Source organism: Bradyrhizobium sp. Cp5.3 (genome assembly GCF_000426265.1).
Taxonomy (GTDB): domain Bacteria; phylum Pseudomonadota; class Alphaproteobacteria; order Rhizobiales; family Xanthobacteraceae; genus Bradyrhizobium; species Bradyrhizobium neotropicale.
The window spans coordinates 10,918-26,668 of the sequence record NZ_AUFA01000039.1; the positions used below are offsets into that span (position 1 = coordinate 10,918).

The following is a 15,751-nucleotide window of genomic DNA, read 5'->3' on the forward strand; positions in this document are numbered from 1 at the left end:
TGTTCCGCGACGGGGAAACGGGCCGCCAGAACGGCTCGTGCGCCTCATCGCCTCCGGCCGTCTTTCATGGAAGGGGCGATGACCGTCACGCTTCACGTTTGCATCACCTGCCGTGCCGGCCAGACACTCGCAGAGGGCGAGGTCACGCCCGGCAAGCGGCTGCACGGTGCGATCCTCGACGCCGGGGTGCCCGAGGGCGTCACCGTGGTTCCCGTCGAATGTCTGTCGGCCTGCAGCCAGGGTTGCTCGGTGGCGCTGAGCGCGCCCGGCCGCTGGTCCTATGTCTATGGCCGTCTGTCCGATGTTCATGCGCGCGATGTGATCGCGGGTGCCACGGCCTATGCGGCGGCGCCCGACGGCATCGTGCCCTGGCGCAGCCGTCCCGAGATCTTCCGCAAGCAGTCGCTTGCCCGCATTCCCCCCATTGCTGTCGTGCCGGAGGCCGCTGAATGAACCCGCTCGCAAAAGTCCCGGTCACGGTCGTCACCGGCTTCCTCGGATCGGGCAAGACCACGCTGATCCAGCACCTCCTCAGCAATGCCAACGGCAAGAAGCTCGCGGTGCTCGTCAACGAGTTCGGCAGCGAGGGCGTCGACGGCGAGATCCTGAAGTCCTGCGCCGACGCGAACTGTCCGGAAGAGAACATCGTCGAGCTCGCCAATGGCTGCATCTGCTGCACTGTCGCCGACGATTTCATTCCGACCATGGAGCAGCTGCTGGCGCGGCCTGTGAAGCCCGATCACATCCTGATCGAGACCTCGGGCCTGGCGTTGCCCAAGCCGCTGCTCAAGGCGTTCGACTGGCCCGAGATTCGCTCGCGCATCACGGTCGACGGCGTGATCGCGCTCGCCGATGCCGAGGCTGTCGCCGCCGGCCGTTTCGCGCCGGACCCGGATGCGGTGGACGCGCAGCGCGCGGCGGATGAGAATCTCGATCACGAGACGCCGCTGTCGGAAGTGTTCGAGGACCAGATCGCCTGCGCCGACATCGTGCTGCTGACCAAGGCCGACCTTGCGGGCGTGGCAGGACTCGAAGCGGCCAAGGCGGCGATCGCGGCCGAGATGCCGCGCCGCGTGCCGATGCTGCCGGTCACCGACGGCGCGATCGACGCCCGCGTGATCCTTGGTCTTGGCGCCGCCGCGGAGAACGATCTTGCGGCGCGTCCCTCGCATCACGATGGCGAGGAAGAGCACGAGCATGACGACTTTGCTTCCGTCGTGATCGATCTTCCAGAGGTCACGGACGTCGAGACGCTGGTCGCATCGATCCAGAAGCTTGCGCGCGAGCAGAACGTGCTGCGCGCCAAGGGCTATATCGCGGTCGCGGGCAAGCCGATGCGCCTGTTGCTGCAGGCGGTCGGCGAGCGCGTGCGGCACCAGTTCGACAAGGCCTGGGGTTCGGGCGCACGGCAGTCGAAGCTCGTCGTGATCGGCGAGCACGGCGATATCGACGAGGCCGCAATCAAGGCGGGACTTGGTATCTGATGCATGTCGTCTTCCGCGAGAGCCGCGGTCTGGAGGAGACCGCGACGCCAAGGGACATCGGCCAGGACCCGGCCGATCTCGTGGTGCTCTCGTTCTCGGACTCCGATCTTGCTGCGTTCGCGGCCGGTTGGCGGCGCGGCCGCGACAGCCTGCCGTCGCTGCGGCTTGCGAACCTCGCGGAGCTCCGTCACCCGCTCTCGGTCGATACCTATATCGAGCGCTCGCTGACGCAGGCGCGCGGCATCCTGGTGCGCCTGATCGGCGGGGAGTCCTACTGGTCCTACGGACTCGCGGCCCTGCAGCAACTGGCGAAGGCGCGCGGCATCGTGCTGGCGGTGCTGCCGGCTGATGGCCGCGACGACACGCGGTTGGACGCGTATTCGACCCTGCCGGTCTCCACGTTGCGGCGGCTCAAGGTGCTCTGCGACACCGGCGGTCCCGTCGCGGCCCAAGCCGCGATCGCGCAGCTTGCGCTGGCCTCGGGCCTCTATGCCGGCCCGGTGGTCGGCGAGATGAACGTTCCCGAGAGGGGCTTTTACGATCCCGCGCGCGGCGTGATTGCGGCACTGCCGAGCGGTGAGGGGAAGCCGCGCGCGCTCGTGACCTTCTATCGCGCCTATCTCACCGCCGCGGACACCGGGCCGGTCGACGCGCTGATCGCAGCACTGCGCGAGCGTGGCTTTGACGCCTACGGCGTGTTCGCCACCTCGCTGAAGTCCGCGGGCGTCGCCGATTGGCTGCGCGCGCATCTTGCGCAAGATCCTCCGGCGGCGATCGTCAACGCGACGGCGTTCTCCGCGATCGGCGATGACGGCACGACGCCGTTCGATGCCGCATCGTGCCCGGTGTTCCAGGTTGCGCTGTCCACCGCGCGGCGCGAGGACTGGGCGGAATCGCTGCGCGGCCTGTCGCCCGGCGATCTCGCCATGCATGTGGTGCTGCCCGAGGTCGATGGACGCCTGTTCGCGGGCGTGGTGAGCTTCAAGTCGGCCGCTGCGCGCGATCCCGATCTGCAATTCTCGCATCTCGCGCACCGGCCCGATGAGGCGCGCGTGCGCGCGGTGGCGGCCCGCGTTGCGGCTTGGCGGCAGCTCGCGGAGAAGCCGGCCGGTGAGAAGGGGCTGGCGATCGTGCTCTCGAACTATCCCGGTCGCCCGCATCAGATCGCGCATGCGGTTGGGCTCGACGCGCTTGCCTCGGTCGAAGCGCTGCGGTCGGACCTCGCCGAGGTCGGCTTCGATGTCGTCCCGGTCCAGGCGCTTGGCGAAACGCTGCTGAAGCGGCAATTGACCTGGAGCGTCGCCGACTATCGCGCGGCGCTCTCGTGTCTTTCGAGGGAATTGCAGGACGATCTCGCGCAAGCCTGGGGCGCGCCCGAGGATGATCCGACCTGCCACGAGGGCGCGTTCCATTTTGCCGGCATCGCCTGCGGCCAGTCGATCATCGCAGTGCAGCCGGAGAGGGGTGAAGCGAGCACGCGCGATGCCGACTATCACGATCTCGCCCGAACGCCGCGCCACGCCTATGTCGCGTTCTATCTCTGGCTTCGGCAGGAGGGTATCGACGCCATCGTGCACATGGGCGCGCATGGCACGCTGGAATGGCTGCCCGGAAAATCCGTGGCGCTGTCGTCAGGTTGCTGGCCGGAGGCGCTGATCGGTGACCTGCCGCTCATCTATCCCTTCATCGTCAACGATCCCGGCGAGGCCGCGCAGGCCAAGCGGCGCATCTCTGCCGTCACGATCGGCCATCTGCCGCCGCCGCTCGCGCAATCTACCGTGCCGGAAGGTCTGCGCCGGCTCGAACAGCTCCTCGACGAATATTCGACCGCCGATGGTCTCGATCCGGCCCGACGCCAGCGGTTGATCGCCGCCATCCGCGACGAGGCGCGCGCCGCAGGGCTGGAGGGTGATCTCGGCCTGAATCCTGCGGCCGCGCCGGCGGAAGCGATCCCGCGGATCGATCGCTTCGTCTGCGATCTCAAGGAGAGCCAGTTCGGCGATGGCCTGCACGTGTTCGGCCGCGGCGCCTGCGGTGATTCGGAGCGGGACGCGCTGCGCGCCGCGCTTGCGGGGAGGCGTGTCGCGCCGGGGCCGTCGGGCTCGCCCTATCGCGGGCGCCAGGACGTGCTGCCGACCGGGCGCAATCTGTTTGCGGTCGATCCGCGCGCCGTGCCGACGCCGTCGGCGCATGCGCAAGGAATCAAGCTCGCGGAAGAGCTCTTGCGCCGCCACTTGCAGGATCACGGCGACTGGCCGAAAGGGCTCGTCGTCGATCTCTGGGGCTCGGCCACGATGCGCACCGCGGGTGAGGAGTTCGCGATGGCGTTGCACCTTGCCGGTCTTGCGCCGCGCTGGGATCATGCCTCCGGCCGTGTGACCGGCTACGACATCATCGCACCGGCCGAGCTCGGCCGCCCGCGCATCGATGTCACGTTGCGTGTGTCGGGCCTGTTCCGCGACGTCTTCTCGAGCCTTGCGCAATTGTTCGAAGCCGGGACCGAGGCGCTCTCGGCGCGTGAGGACGAGGGCGATGAGAACCCGTATCGCCATCGCACCTCCCGCGTCTTCGCGCCGCGTCCCGGGCAATACGGCGTCGGCCTGTCATCGATCCCGGATGCCTTCACGCCCGAAACGCGCGAAGCAGCCGGCGAAGCCTGGCTGTCGGCATCATCCTGGGCGTTCTCTTCGGATGGCGCGATGCAGCCCGATCGCGCCGGCATCGAGTCGCGGCTCGCTGCCGCCGACGCCTTCGTCCACGTCCAGGACTTGCCGGAAACCGATCTGCTGCTTGCGGCCGACTACGCCGCGCATGAAGCAGGCGTCGCGGCAGCCGCAGCACATCTCGGCGCGACTGCTCCGTCGCTCTACCATCTCGATGCGACGCGCCCGGAGCAGCCGCATGCGCGCACGCTGACCGAGGAAATCTCGCGTGTCGTCCGCGCGCGCGCTGCCAATCCGACCTGGATCGCCGGCATGATGCGCCACGGTTTTCGCGGCGCGGCCGAGATCACGGCGACGCTGGAGCATATGGCCGCCTTCGCCCATCTTGCCGGCGCGGTGCCGCCGCATCTGTTCGATCTCTATTTCGATGCCACGCTCGGCAATGACGACGTCCGCGCTTTCATGGCGCGCGAGAATCCGGCGGCGCTGGCTGCGATGGAAGCATGCTTCACACGCCTGCATGAGACCTCGCTGTGGCAAACCCGCCGCAATTCGATCGCGGCTGCGCTGCGGGAGGCCTCATGAGCATGATCGCGATCAAGGGCTGGTGCCCCGGCGCACTGCGGCCGATGCAATCGGGCGACGGTCTCGTCGTTCGCGTCCGCCCGTTCGCCGGGCGGCTCGAAGCGATGCAAATTGCCGGCCTTGCCGAGCTCGCCGGGCGCTACGGCAACGGGCTGATCGACGTGACCAGCCGCGCCAATCTCCAGATCAGAGGCGTTGACGAACAAGGCCATCGGCCGCTGCTCGATGGTCTCGCGCGCTTGAACCTGCTCGATCCGGATCAGGCGACGGAATCGCGGCGCAACATCCTGGTGACGCCGTTCTGGGACACTCGCGACGAGACGCAGGCGCTCGCCGCCGAGCTCGAGGAGGCGCTCACCGAGAGTGCGCTCGATCTTCCCACCAAATTCGGCTTCGCCATCGATGATGGGATCTCGCGCGTGCTCGCCGGCGATTCCGCTGACGTGCGCATCGAGCGCGACCGGGCCGGCGGGCTCTTGGTGCGGGCCAATGGCGCGAAACTCGGCCGCTCCGTCGCACGTGGCGAGGCCGTGACGACCGCGTTGGCGTTCGCAGAGTGGTTCATCGCTTCCGGTGGCGTCAAGGGCGGGCGAGGGCGCATGGCCACCCATCTCGCGACCGGCGCGAATTTGCCGGAGACATTGGGCGGCGAGACCGAGCCCGCGCCGATCATGGCCGCAGCGCGTCCCGGCCAATATCCGCAAGGTGCGCTGGTCGGCATCGCCTTCGGCCAATTGCCGCATACGACGCTGCACCAGCTGAGCTCTTGCGGACATGCACTGCGCATGACGCCGTGGCGGATGGTGTTGAGCGAAGGCAAGCGCGAGATGCCGAGCGCGGCAGAGCTCATCACCGAGGCCTTTGATCCTGCGCTGCGCGTCATCGCCTGCAGTGGCGCGCCGCGCTGCCGCGAAGCCCATGCCGACACCCGGGCGCTCGCAGCCGCGCTCGCGCCGCGCATCGGCGCGGGCACACGGCTTCATGTCTCCGGCTGCGCCAAGGGCTGCGCCCATTCCGGCGCGGCCGCGGTCACGCTGGTGGCGACCCGCGCCGGCTTCGATCTCGTCCGCGACGGCTCGACGCGCGATGAGCCGGTCCTGCGCGGCTTGAGCGGCGCCGACATCGTCGGTGATCCCTCCATTCTGGTGGGAGGGCACTGATGCCGCATCTCTATGAGACCGATGGCGCGGCGATCTACCGGCAATCCTTTGCCACCATCCGCGCGGAGGCGGATCTGGCGCGCTTCACGCCTGATGAAGAGCAGGTCGTGGTGCGGATGATCCATGCCGCCGGCATGGTCGGTCTGGAGGCGCACATCCGTTTCACACCCGGCATGGCGACCGTCGCGCGCGTCGCCTTGCAGAAGGGAGCTCCGATCCTATGCGACGCGCGCATGGTGTCCGAGGGCATCACGCGCGCACGGCTCCCGGCCGCCAATGCCGTGATCTGTACACTTGGCGATCCCGCCGTTCCCGCGCTGGCGCAATCCATGCGGAACACGCGGTCGGCCGCGGCGCTGGAATTGTGGCGGCCGCATCTCGGCGGCGCGATCGTCGCGATCGGCAACGCCCCGACCGCGCTGTTTCATTTGCTCAACATGCTGGAGGACCGCGACTGTCCGCGGCCGGCGGTGATCATCGGCTGCCCGGTCGGCTTCGTCGGCGCGGCCGAATCCAAGGCCGCGCTGATGACCGATCCGCCGGCACCTGCGCTGACGGTCGAGGGCCGCCTCGGCGGCTCCGCGATCACCGTTGCTGCCGTGAACGCGCTCGCGAGCCGGAGCGAATAGCGATGGGACGCATCATCTGCTGCGGTCTCGGTCCCGGCGATCCCGATCTGATGAGCGTGCGCGCCGACCGAACGGTACGCGCCGCCAGGCACGTCGCCTATTTCCGCAAGAAGGGCCGCCCCGGCCAGGCCCGCCGCATCGTCGAGGGCATGCTCACAGGCGACGTCACCGAATATCCGATGGAATATCCGGTCACCACCGAGATCGCCTTCGACAGTGCAGAGTACGTCCATCTGCTCGCCGGCTTCTACGACGAGTGGGCGGAGCGTCTGGCGCGGCTGGCGCGCGCGGTCGACGTCGTCGTGCTCTGCGAAGGAGATCCATATTTTTATGGGTCTTTCATGCATCTGCACACGCGCCTGCAAGGCCGCGTCGAGATCGAGGTGATCGCGGGCATCCCAGGCATGGTGGGCTGCTGGAACGCCGTCGGTCAGCCGATCGCGCTTGGCGATGACGTCACGACGGTGCTGATGGGCACGCTGGCTGAGGACGAGCTCGAACGGCGCATGCGCGACTCCGATGCACTCGTCATCATGAAGACCGGTCGCAATCTCCAGAAGGTGTGTCGCGCGCTCGCTGCCGCCGGCCGACTCGAGGACGCCTGGCTGGTCGAGCGCGGCACCATGCCGGGCGAGCGCGTCGCGCGGCTTGCCGACGTCGATGCGGCCGAGTGCCCCTATTTCGCGATCGTGCTCGTGCACGGCAGGGGTCGGCACCTGGACGGCGCCGAATGAGGGGCTCGCTGACCATCGCGGGACTCGGGCCCGGCAGCGACGCGTTGGTCACGCCGGAGGTCTCTGCCGCGCTCGCGGCGGCGACTGACATTTTGGGCTATGCGCCCTATGTCGCGCGCGTGCCGCCACGGGCCGGGCTCAACTTGCATCCGTCGGACAATCGCGAGGAGCTGCAACGCGCGAGCGAGGCCTTGCGGCTTGCCGCCGAAGGCGGGCAGGTCGTCGTCGTCTCCTCCGGCGATCCCGGTGTGTTTGCGATGGCCTCCGCCGTGTTCGAGGCGCTCGAGCAGGCGCCGCAATGGCAGGAGATTCCGATCCGCGTACTGCCCGGGGTGACCGCGATGCTGGCGGCGGCCGCCCGCGCCGGCGCGCCGCTCGGCCATGATTTCTGCGCGATCAATCTCTCGGACAATCTGAAGCCCTGGGCCGTGATCGAAAAGCGCCTGCGGCTCGCGGCGGAAGCCGACTTTGCGATTGCGATGTACAATCCGCGCTCGGCGAGCCGGCCGGAAGGATTTGGCCGTGCGCTTTCCGTGCTGAAAGAGGCCGGCTGCGGCGAGCGCCTCGTGATCTTCGCGCGGGCGGTCAGTGCACCCGCCGAGCGGATCGAAACCGTCACGCTGAACGAGGCGCAGCCCGAGATGGCCGACATGCGTACGCTCGTGATCGTCGGCAATTCGCAGACGCGGCGCGTCGGCCGCTGGATCTATGCGCCGAGGCAGGTCCGATGACCGAGCCATTGCACCACTTCGCCGGCGCTCTCCACCCGCGATCTCTCGGGCAGTTGCGGCCGCGCGATCATGATCACGGGCAGGCCGAGCGCACGTGCCGCGTCGATCTTGGCACGGGCGCCATCACCGCCGGAATTGCGGGCGACGATCCATGCAATGCCGCGCGCGCGCATCATCTCCAGCTCGCTGTCGAACGTGAACGGTCCTCTCGATACGATCACGTCTGCGGCGAAGAGCAGGGGCGCCTCGGGCGGATCGACGAAACGCAGAGTATAAGTGTGCCGTGGCAGCGTCGCGAACGGCGCGATGTGCTGGCGGCCGATGGCGAGGAACACGCGAGTCGGCGTTTGGGGAAGCGCAGCGACCGCCGCGTTGACGTCAGCGACCTCGATCCAGTTGTCACCGGGCGCTTTGGCCCAGGGCGCACGCTCGAGTGCGAGCAGCGGCGTTCCCGTGTCCTTGCACGCCTCAACCGCGTTGCGGCTCATCTCGGCGGCGAACGGATGCGTCCCGTCGATCACATGCGTGATGTTTTCGCGGCGAATATAGTCTGCAAGACCACTCGGCCCGCCAAAGCCGCCAATGCGGGTCGGCAGCGGCTGGTCGGCAGGCGCGCGGGTGCGGCCGCCATAGGAGTACACCGCGTCGATACCTGCGCGCGCGATCTCCGCTGCAAGCAGGCTCGCATCGCTCGTTCCGCCCAGAATGAGGGCGCGCGTCATGGCTGATCCCTGGCTGACCATCATCGGTATCGGCGAAGATGGCCTTGCCGGCCTGTCGGACGCAAGCCGAAAGGCGCTTGTTGAAGCCGAAACCGTCTTCGGCGGTGAGCGTCATCTTGCCCTCGCGGGCATAGCCGACCGCGGTCGTCCGTGGCCGGTGCCGTTCGATGCGGAGGCCGTGCTGAGCCGTCGTGGCCGCCCGACGGTGGTGCTCGCTTCCGGCGACCCGTTCTGGCACGGCGCTGGCGGGAGCCTTGCCGAAAAGCTCGATAGGAGCGAGTGGATCGCGCATTCCGCGCCGTCAACCTTCTCGCTCGCCGCGGCGCGATTGGGCTGGCGGCTCGAATCCGTCGTCTGTCTCGGTCTCCATGCCGCGCCATTCGAACGCCTCGTGCCGCACCTCGCGCGCGGCGCGCGCATCATTTGTCTGGTCCGTGACGGCAAGGCGGCCGGCGATCTCGCAAAGTGGCTGAGCGAGCATGGGTGGGGCGCCTCAACATTCTGGGTTCTCGCTGCGCTCGGCGGACCGCAAGAAAGCGTCGCGCAGCATCGCGCGGAAAGCTTTGCTGGCGATCTCGCTGGAAATCTGGTCACCGTGGCACTGGAGGCGAAGGGAGCGCAGGGCGTTGCTCGCAGCACCGGCCTGCCAGACGACCTCTTCGTCCATGACGGCCAGATCACCAAGCGCCCCGTCCGCGCGCTTGCGCTCTCCGCGTTGGCGCCGCGTCCCGGGGAGAGGCTTTGGGACATCGGCGCCGGCTCTGGCTCGATCTCGGTGGAATGGGCGCTGTGCGGGGGAACGGCGATCGCCATCGAGGCGCGCGAGGATCGTGCGGCGAACATTCGCTCTAACGCCGCCGCATTTGGACTGGCCCATCGGATCACCGTGATCGCGGATAAAGCACCCGAAGCTCTTGCTCCGCTGGACGCGCCGGATGCCGTCTTCATCGGCGGAGGCCTCGACAGTGCAATGTTCGACGCGATCTGGTCCCGGGTCGCGCCCGGCACGCGGCTGGTCGCCCATGCCGTGACCCTGGAGACGGACGCGCTGCTCGGCGAACTGCACCAGCGCCATGGCGGCGAGTTAATGCGGGTCGACATCGCGCATGCCGGCCCGCTCGGCCGCTACCGCTCCTGGGAGGCGGCGCGCCCGGTGGTGCAATGGAGTGCGATCCGATGAAGGTCGCCGGTCTCGGATTTAGGAAGGACGTCTCACTGGCCTCACTTCGCGAGGCGCTCGTTGCGGCGGGTGGTCCCGCGGGGCTGGCGGCCGTCGCAACGGTCAGCGACAAGGCGGACGCGGAGGCGCTCAAGCTGCTCGCGCGCGAATGCGGCGTACCGATCAAGGCCGTTCCGGCCGATGTGCTGGCGCGCATTATCACGCCGACCCAGTCGAAGCTGGTCGCGGAAAAATTCGGCACGGGATCGGTCGCTGAAGCCGCGGCGCTCGCGGCAGCCGGGTCTCGCGCGCGGCTGATTGCGACGCGCGCGGTCTCGCGGGATGGGACCGCGACCGCGGCGATTGCGGAAGGAGACGGCGCATGACGGTGCATTTCATCGGCGCGGGGCCGGGCGCCGCCGACCTCTTGACGCTGCGCGGTCGCGACTTGATTGCTGCCTGTCCGGTCTGCCTCTACGCCGGTTCGCTGGTGCCCGAAGGCGTTCTGGCGCATTGCCCGCCCGGCGCGCGCATCGTCAACACGGCGCCAATGTCGCTCGACGACATCATTGCCGAGATCGCCGCTGCCCATGCGGAGGGCAATGACGTTGCACGGCTGCACTCCGGTGATCTCTCGATCTGGTCGGCGATGGGCGAACAGTTGCGCCGCCTGCGCGCGCTCGGCATTCCCTATAGCGTCACGCCGGGCGTGCCGGCCTTTTCCGCGGCAGCGGCAGCGCTGGAGGCGGAGCTGACGCTGCCCGGTCTCGCGCAGACCGTGGTGCTGACGCGCACCCCGGGCCGCGCCAGCGCCATGCCCGAAGGTGAGAAGCTCGCCGCATTCGCCGCGACCGGCGCGGTGCTTGCGATCCATCTGTCGATCCACCTGCTCGACAAGGTCATCGCCGAGCTCACGCCGCATTACGGCGCGGATTGTCCGGTCGCGATCGTCTGGCGTGCGAGCTGGCCGGATCAGCGCATCGTGCGCGCCACGCTTGCGACGCTCGATGCCGCCGTCGGCGCCGAGCTCGAACGCACCGCGCTCATCCTGGTCGGCAAGACGCTGGGGTCTGCGGATTTCTCCGAGAGCCGTCTCTACGCCGCCGACTATGATCGCCGTTACCGCCCGGTCGGCCCCGAGCCGCGCTTTCCGGAGGCGTCGTGATGGCGGCGGGCCTCGTCATCTCCGCACCTGCCTCCGGCGTCGGCAAGACGACGCTGACGCTGGCGCTTGCGCGCGCCTATAGCGATCGCGGCCTCGATGTGCAGTGTTTCAAGAGCGGACCCGATTATATCGATCCCGCATTCCACGCCGCCGCCACGGGCCGCGCCTCCGTCAATCTCGATAGCTGGGCGATGGACCGGGCGATGATCGCGCACCTCGTCAGCCGCGGCACCAACGCCGATATCGTGCTTGCCGAGGGCTCGATGGGCCTGTTCGACGGCGTCGCGGCGCGCGGCGTCTCAGGCACCGGGGCCACCGCCGATATTGCCGAGATGATGGGCTGGCCGGTGCTGCTGGTGATTGATCCCTCCGGACAGGCACAGACGGCGGCTGCGATCGCCGCGGGCCTGCGCGACTACCGTGCCGGCGTGCGCCTCGCCGGCGTGGTGCTCAACCGCGTCGCGAGCCCGCGTCACGAGGACCTGGTGCGGCGCGCGCTCGGCGATGCCGGCATCGCCGTGTTCGGCGCGCTGCCGCGCCACGCCGAGATCAGCCTGCCGAAGCGGCATCTCGGCCTCGTGCAGGCCGAGGAGCAGGCGGAGGTCGGTGGCCTGATCGGTGAAGCCGCGCGCTTCGTCAGCGAGCACGTCGATCTCGATGCGGTGTTGCGATCGGCCGCAGCATGGTCGCCGCAAGCGGCGGCAAATGGCCTGAACGTGACGCCGCCCGGGCAGCGCATTGCGCTGGCCCGTGACGCTGCGTTCTCCTTCGTCTATCCGCACATGCTGGAAGCCTGGCGCGCGGCCGGCGCCGAGATCGTGACTTTCTCGCCGCTTGCAGATCAGGCTCCCGACGCCGGCGCCGATGTCTGCTGGCTGCCCGGCGGCTATCCCGAGCTGCACGCCGGTCGGCTCGCGGCGAACACGCGCTTTCGCAGCAGCTTGCGCGCCTTTGCCGAGACGCGGCCAGTGCATGGCGAATGCGGAGGCTATATGGTGCTGGGCACGGCCCTGACCGACGCCGACGGTGTCCGCCACGAGATGACGGGCCTGCTCGGCCTGGAGACGAGCTTTGCGAAACGCCGCATGCATCTGGGCTACCGTCTTGCCGAGCTCGCAGCGCCGGTGCCGGGACATCGGGCCGGCGCGCGCCTGCGCGGCCATGAATTCCACTATACGACCATCATCGCGCAGCCCGACACGGCGCTCGCGGTCGTGCGCGACGCCACCGGTGCGGTCATTGCCGAGACCGGCTCGCGCCGCGGTCGAGCCACGGGTACGTTTTTCCATTTGATCGCGGAGGACCGGTGAGCGGCTTCGTCTCTTTCGTTTCCGCCGGTCCCGGCGATCCCGAGCTCCTCACGGTGAAGGGAGCGGCGCGGCTGCGCGAGGCCGACGTCGTGCTCTATGACGACCTTGCCTCGGGCGCGATCCTCGATCTCGCCCGGCCCGGCGCCAATCTCGTTGCGGTCGGCAAGCGGGCGGGGCGTCCCTCGACCAAGCAGCAGCATGTCAATCGTCTCCTGGTCGACTATGCCGCGACCGGTGTGCGCGTGGTGCGGCTGAAGTCGGGCGATGCTGGAATATTTGGCCGGCTCGAGGAGGAGATCGAGACGTTGCGCGCGGCCGCCATCGGCTACGAGATCATCCCCGGCGTCACGTCGGCCTGCGTTGCGGCTGCGGAGGCCGGCATTCCCCTGACGCGGCGCTACACCTCGCGCAGAGTCCAGTTCGTCACCGGAGCTGACGTTACCGGTGAGTTGCCCGCGAATCTCAACTGGGCGGCGCTGGCTGATCCGGAGGCGACGACAGTGGTCTATATGGGCCGGCGGACGTTCCCGGATCTCGCCGCGAAGCTGATCGCGCATGGGCTCGCGGCGAACACGCCGGCGCTATTTGCCGAATCCCTCGGTCGCCCGGACGAGCGGCTCGTGCGTACCACCATCGCTGAGCTGGCCGCGCAGCTCGCGCGGGGCGGCGCGGCCACGACGGCAGCCGTCATCGTGTTCGGTGCGCTGGCGGAGGCCGACCCATCGTGTTGAGGCTCTCGCTGATAGGCATCGGTTGCGGCGATCCGCAGCAGCTCACGCTGGCTGCGATCCGTGCCATCAACGCGGCGGATCTCGTCCTGATCCCGCGCAAGGGGACCACGAAATCCGATCTCGCCGACTTGCGGCGGACGATCTGCGCGGATGTGCTCACCAACGACAGGACGCGCATCGCCGAATTCGATCTTCCGGTGCGTGACGCAAGCGAGGCGGACTACCGCAAGGGCGTCGACAATTGGCACGCTTCCGTTGCCGCAGCCTGGTCGCAGACGATCGCAGATCGTCTTGGAAGCGACGGCCGTGTCGCGCTGCTGATCTGGGGCGATCCCTCGCTCTACGATTCCTCGCTGCGCATTGCGCGCCGGCTCGAACCGCTGCCGAAGATCGAGGTGGTCCCCGGTATCACCTCGATTCAGGCGCTGTGCGCGGCGCATGCGCTGCCGCTCAACGATATCGGCGAACCCTTTCTGGTCACGACGGGGCGGCGCCTACGCGAAGGCGGCTGGCCGATAAGCGCCGATACCGTCGTCGTGATGCTCGATGGCGGTGCGGCGTTTCAGTCGCTCGATCCGCACGGCTTGCACATCTGGTGGGGCGCCTATCTCGGCATGCCTGATCAAATCATCATGTCCGGCGCGCTCGCTGACGTCGGGCCGCGCATCGTCGCCGCCCGGCAGCAGGCGCGCGAACGCCATGGCTGGATCATGGACAGCTACATTCTCAAACGCAGACCGTGACGCAGAGAGGCAGCATGCTTCCCGAATGGGTTTACCGGAAATGCCCCGATATCTCCGCTGTCCATCGCGACGCGGCGATCGCGCGCGAGGCGCAACTGACGAAACCGACCGGCGCGCTCGGCCGGCTCGAGCAGCTCGCGATCGAGCTCGCCGGTCTCCAGGCGACCGAGCAGCCGCGCGCAGGCGGCGTGCCGATCATCATCTTCGCCGGCGATCACGGCATCGTCGCGCAAGGTGTCTCGGCCTATCCGCAAGCGGTGACCATCGCGATGATGGCGAACTTCGCATCTGGCGGTGCCGCGATCTCGGTGCTGGCGCGCGAGCTTGGTTCGAACCTTGAAGTGGTCGACGCCGGCACGCTGGCGGAGGCTGAGATGGCGGGTGTCGTCGCCGACAAGCCGCGCAAGGGAACGCGCGACTTCAGCGTGGAAGCCGCGCTCGAGCCTTCTGAGCTGACGTTTGCTTTCGAAGCCGGCCAGCGCGCGGTCGTTCGTGCGGAGGCATCAAGGCCCGATCTGCTGATCCTCGGAGAAATGGGCATCGGCAACACCACGACGGCGGCGGCGATTGCCGCTAGCCTGCTCGGCGTGAGTGCTGAGGAGATTGCCGGCAGCGGCACCGGCGTCGATGCGGCCGGTCGCGCACATAAGGCCCGCGTGATCGATGCGGCGCTGGCGCGCCACGGGCTTGCTGGTGCGTCGCCCGAGAAAATTCTGTGCGCCGTCGGTGGCCTCGAGATCGCGGCCATTTGCGGCGCGATCATCGCCGCCGCGCAGCGCCGCATTCCGGTGCTGATCGATGGCTTCATCGTCTCGGTTGCTGCGCTGGCGGCTGTGCGCCTCAACCCGTCATGCCAGCCATTCCTGCTGCCGTCACATCAATCGGCGGAGCAGGGGCACCGGCTGGTTCTGCGCGCGCTGAACGTCCAGCCGCTGATCATGCTCGATCTCAGGCTCGGTGAGGGATCGGGCGCCGCGATCGCGCTGCCGCTGGTGCGGCTCGCGTGCAGCCTTCACAACGGCATGGCGACGTTTGCACAGGCCAATGTGCCGGATCGTCCGGCTTGATGTTCAGCCGGAGCGCTGATTGACGGACACGACGCGCCAGCTCGCCGCGAGCCGGTCGATGCGAGTGAGGGAGAGCGGATCGACGACGAAGCGCAAGGCGGCCTGTGGCGCGAGATCAAGTGCGATGCAGAGCGCTGCGCGGATCGTGCCGGAGTGGACCACGAGAATGGCCGGACCGGGTCCGATCTGCGCGAGGCCCTTCCGGACGCGCGCGACCTGATCCTCAAAGCTTTCGCCGCCCGGCGGCCGTCCGCGCGCGGGGTCGTTCCAGAATTGCGCATAGGCGTCGCCACCTGCCGCGGCGAGCGCGTCGTGGCGCTGGCCGGTCCAAGCGCCAAAATCCTGCTCGCCGAATTCGGGAGCAAGCGCCGGATCGAGCCCTAATGCGCGTGCCGTATCGACTGTCCGGCGCGACGGGCTGGCATAGCTCATGGCATCCGGCGGCAGGCAGCGTCGCAGCGCGTCGATCTGCGTGCGGTCACCGAGATCGGCCGGCGTGTCCGGCGCATGGATCGTGCCCGCGATGCCGTCGACAGCCGCATGACGTATCAGCCAGAGGAAGGTCTCGCCTTCCATGTGATGTCTCCTGAAAGCCACTGCGACAACAACGCCGCAGTTCGCGCACATTGACTCCGCCTGCGTCTTAATCCTAGATGGTCCTGACGGTTTCCCCGAAAGGGGATGAAAAGGGAATGCGGTGCGGGGATGTTTCCCCAATGCCGTAGCTGCCCCCGCAACTGTGAGCGGAGAATCCTTCGTCAGAAGCCACTGGGTCCTCGGTCCCGGGAAGGCGACGAAGCGGTCATGACCCGCAAGCCAGGAGACCTGCCGTCAGCCGTGGTCACACGCGAAAATGTCGGTCGGGGAG

At 68.4% G+C, this 15,751-nt stretch carries 16 protein-coding genes and 1 riboswitch; of the genes, 14 read left to right on the forward strand and 2 right to left on the reverse strand.

All coding sequences use genetic code 11. The features are described 5' to 3' along the window. Positions 1-78: 78 nt before the first annotated feature. The 7 genes from K289_RS0133175 to cobJ are packed head-to-tail and all read left to right on the forward strand — an operon-like array spanning position 79 to position 7,986. Positions 79-453 (forward strand): DUF1636 domain-containing protein, encoded by a 375-nt coding sequence (locus K289_RS0133175; protein ID WP_027555398.1) that lies wholly within the window; start codon positions 79-81, stop codon positions 451-453. Beyond that, complete coding sequence (gene cobW, locus K289_RS0133180; protein WP_027555399.1) at positions 450-1,484, forward strand: cobalamin biosynthesis protein CobW; 1,035 nt, start codon at positions 450-452, stop codon at positions 1,482-1,484. The genes K289_RS0133175 and cobW overlap by 4 nt, the downstream gene beginning before the upstream one ends. After that, positions 1,484-4,732 (forward strand): cobaltochelatase subunit CobN, encoded by a 3,249-nt coding sequence (cobN, locus tag K289_RS0133185; RefSeq protein ID WP_027555400.1) that lies wholly within the window; start codon positions 1,484-1,486, stop codon positions 4,730-4,732. Before cobW ends, cobN begins: the two co-directional genes overlap by 1 nt. Further along, complete coding sequence (gene cobG / locus K289_RS0133190; protein WP_027555401.1) at positions 4,729-5,892, forward strand: precorrin-3B synthase; 1,164 nt, start codon at positions 4,729-4,731, stop codon at positions 5,890-5,892. The genes cobN and cobG overlap by 4 nt, the downstream gene beginning before the upstream one ends. Continuing rightward, positions 5,892-6,521 (forward strand): precorrin-8X methylmutase, encoded by a 630-nt coding sequence (locus K289_RS0133195; protein ID WP_027555402.1) that lies wholly within the window; start codon positions 5,892-5,894, stop codon positions 6,519-6,521. The genes cobG and K289_RS0133195 overlap by 1 nt, the downstream gene beginning before the upstream one ends. Before the next feature lie 2 nt (positions 6,522-6,523). Then, positions 6,524-7,255, forward strand: coding sequence for a precorrin-2 C(20)-methyltransferase (locus K289_RS0133200; protein WP_027555403.1), 732 nt, complete (start codon positions 6,524-6,526; stop codon positions 7,253-7,255). Continuing rightward, positions 7,252-7,986: a precorrin-3B C(17)-methyltransferase gene (gene cobJ / locus K289_RS0133205; RefSeq protein ID WP_027555404.1), complete on the forward strand. Its 735-nt coding sequence runs from the start codon at positions 7,252-7,254 to the stop codon at positions 7,984-7,986. The genes K289_RS0133200 and cobJ overlap by 4 nt, the downstream gene beginning before the upstream one ends. Here the strand turns inward: cobJ and K289_RS0133210 are convergent. Next, entirely contained in the window at positions 7,962-8,708 is a 747-nt protein-coding gene (locus tag K289_RS0133210) for a cobalt-precorrin-6A reductase (RefSeq protein WP_027555405.1), read from the reverse strand. The two genes, cobJ and K289_RS0133210, sit on opposite strands and share 25 nt — an antisense overlap. On the opposite strand from K289_RS0133210, the gene K289_RS0133215 reads away from it, so the two are divergent. The 7 genes from K289_RS0133215 to cobT are packed head-to-tail and all read left to right on the forward strand — an operon-like array spanning position 8,707 to position 14,883. Next, the gene (locus K289_RS0133215) at positions 8,707-9,888 is read left to right on the forward strand and encodes a bifunctional cobalt-precorrin-7 (C(5))-methyltransferase/cobalt-precorrin-6B (C(15))-methyltransferase (protein WP_027555406.1); all 1,182 of its coding nucleotides are present in this window, start codon (positions 8,707-8,709) and stop codon (positions 9,886-9,888) included. The genes K289_RS0133210 and K289_RS0133215 overlap by 2 nt on opposite strands. Further along, positions 9,885-10,253 carry a cobalamin biosynthesis protein gene (locus K289_RS0133220; RefSeq protein ID WP_027555407.1) on the forward strand — a complete coding sequence of 123 codons (369 nt, stop codon included), beginning with the start codon at positions 9,885-9,887 and terminating at the stop codon, positions 10,251-10,253. Before K289_RS0133215 ends, K289_RS0133220 begins: the two co-directional genes overlap by 4 nt. Next, the gene (cobM, locus tag K289_RS0133225) at positions 10,250-11,032 is read left to right on the forward strand and encodes a precorrin-4 C(11)-methyltransferase (protein ID WP_027555408.1); all 783 of its coding nucleotides are present in this window, start codon (positions 10,250-10,252) and stop codon (positions 11,030-11,032) included. The genes K289_RS0133220 and cobM overlap by 4 nt, the downstream gene beginning before the upstream one ends. After that, entirely contained in the window at positions 11,032-12,342 is a 1,311-nt protein-coding gene (locus K289_RS0133230) for a cobyrinate a,c-diamide synthase (RefSeq protein ID WP_027555409.1), read from the forward strand. The genes cobM and K289_RS0133230 overlap by 1 nt, the downstream gene beginning before the upstream one ends. Then, entirely contained in the window at positions 12,339-13,073 is a 735-nt protein-coding gene (gene cobA / locus K289_RS0133235) for a uroporphyrinogen-III C-methyltransferase (RefSeq protein WP_027555410.1), read from the forward strand. The genes K289_RS0133230 and cobA overlap by 4 nt, the downstream gene beginning before the upstream one ends. Continuing rightward, on the forward strand, positions 13,067-13,816 hold the full coding sequence (cobF, locus tag K289_RS0133240) for a precorrin-6A synthase (deacetylating) (protein WP_027555411.1): 750 nt from the start codon (positions 13,067-13,069) through the stop codon (positions 13,814-13,816). The genes cobA and cobF overlap by 7 nt, the downstream gene beginning before the upstream one ends. Before the next feature lie 14 nt (positions 13,817-13,830). After that, positions 13,831-14,883, forward strand: coding sequence for a nicotinate-nucleotide--dimethylbenzimidazole phosphoribosyltransferase (gene cobT, locus K289_RS0133245; protein ID WP_027555412.1), 1,053 nt, complete (start codon positions 13,831-13,833; stop codon positions 14,881-14,883). A gap of 3 nt (positions 14,884-14,886) precedes the next feature. Here the strand turns inward: cobT and K289_RS0133250 are convergent, their stop codons facing one another. After that, the gene (locus K289_RS0133250) at positions 14,887-15,459 is read right to left on the reverse strand and encodes a histidine phosphatase family protein (protein WP_027555413.1); all 573 of its coding nucleotides are present in this window, start codon (positions 15,457-15,459) and stop codon (positions 14,887-14,889) included. A gap of 70 nt (positions 15,460-15,529) precedes the next feature. Continuing rightward, positions 15,530-15,731, forward strand: a riboswitch (cobalamin riboswitch). Positions 15,732-15,751: the final 20 nt, after the last annotated feature.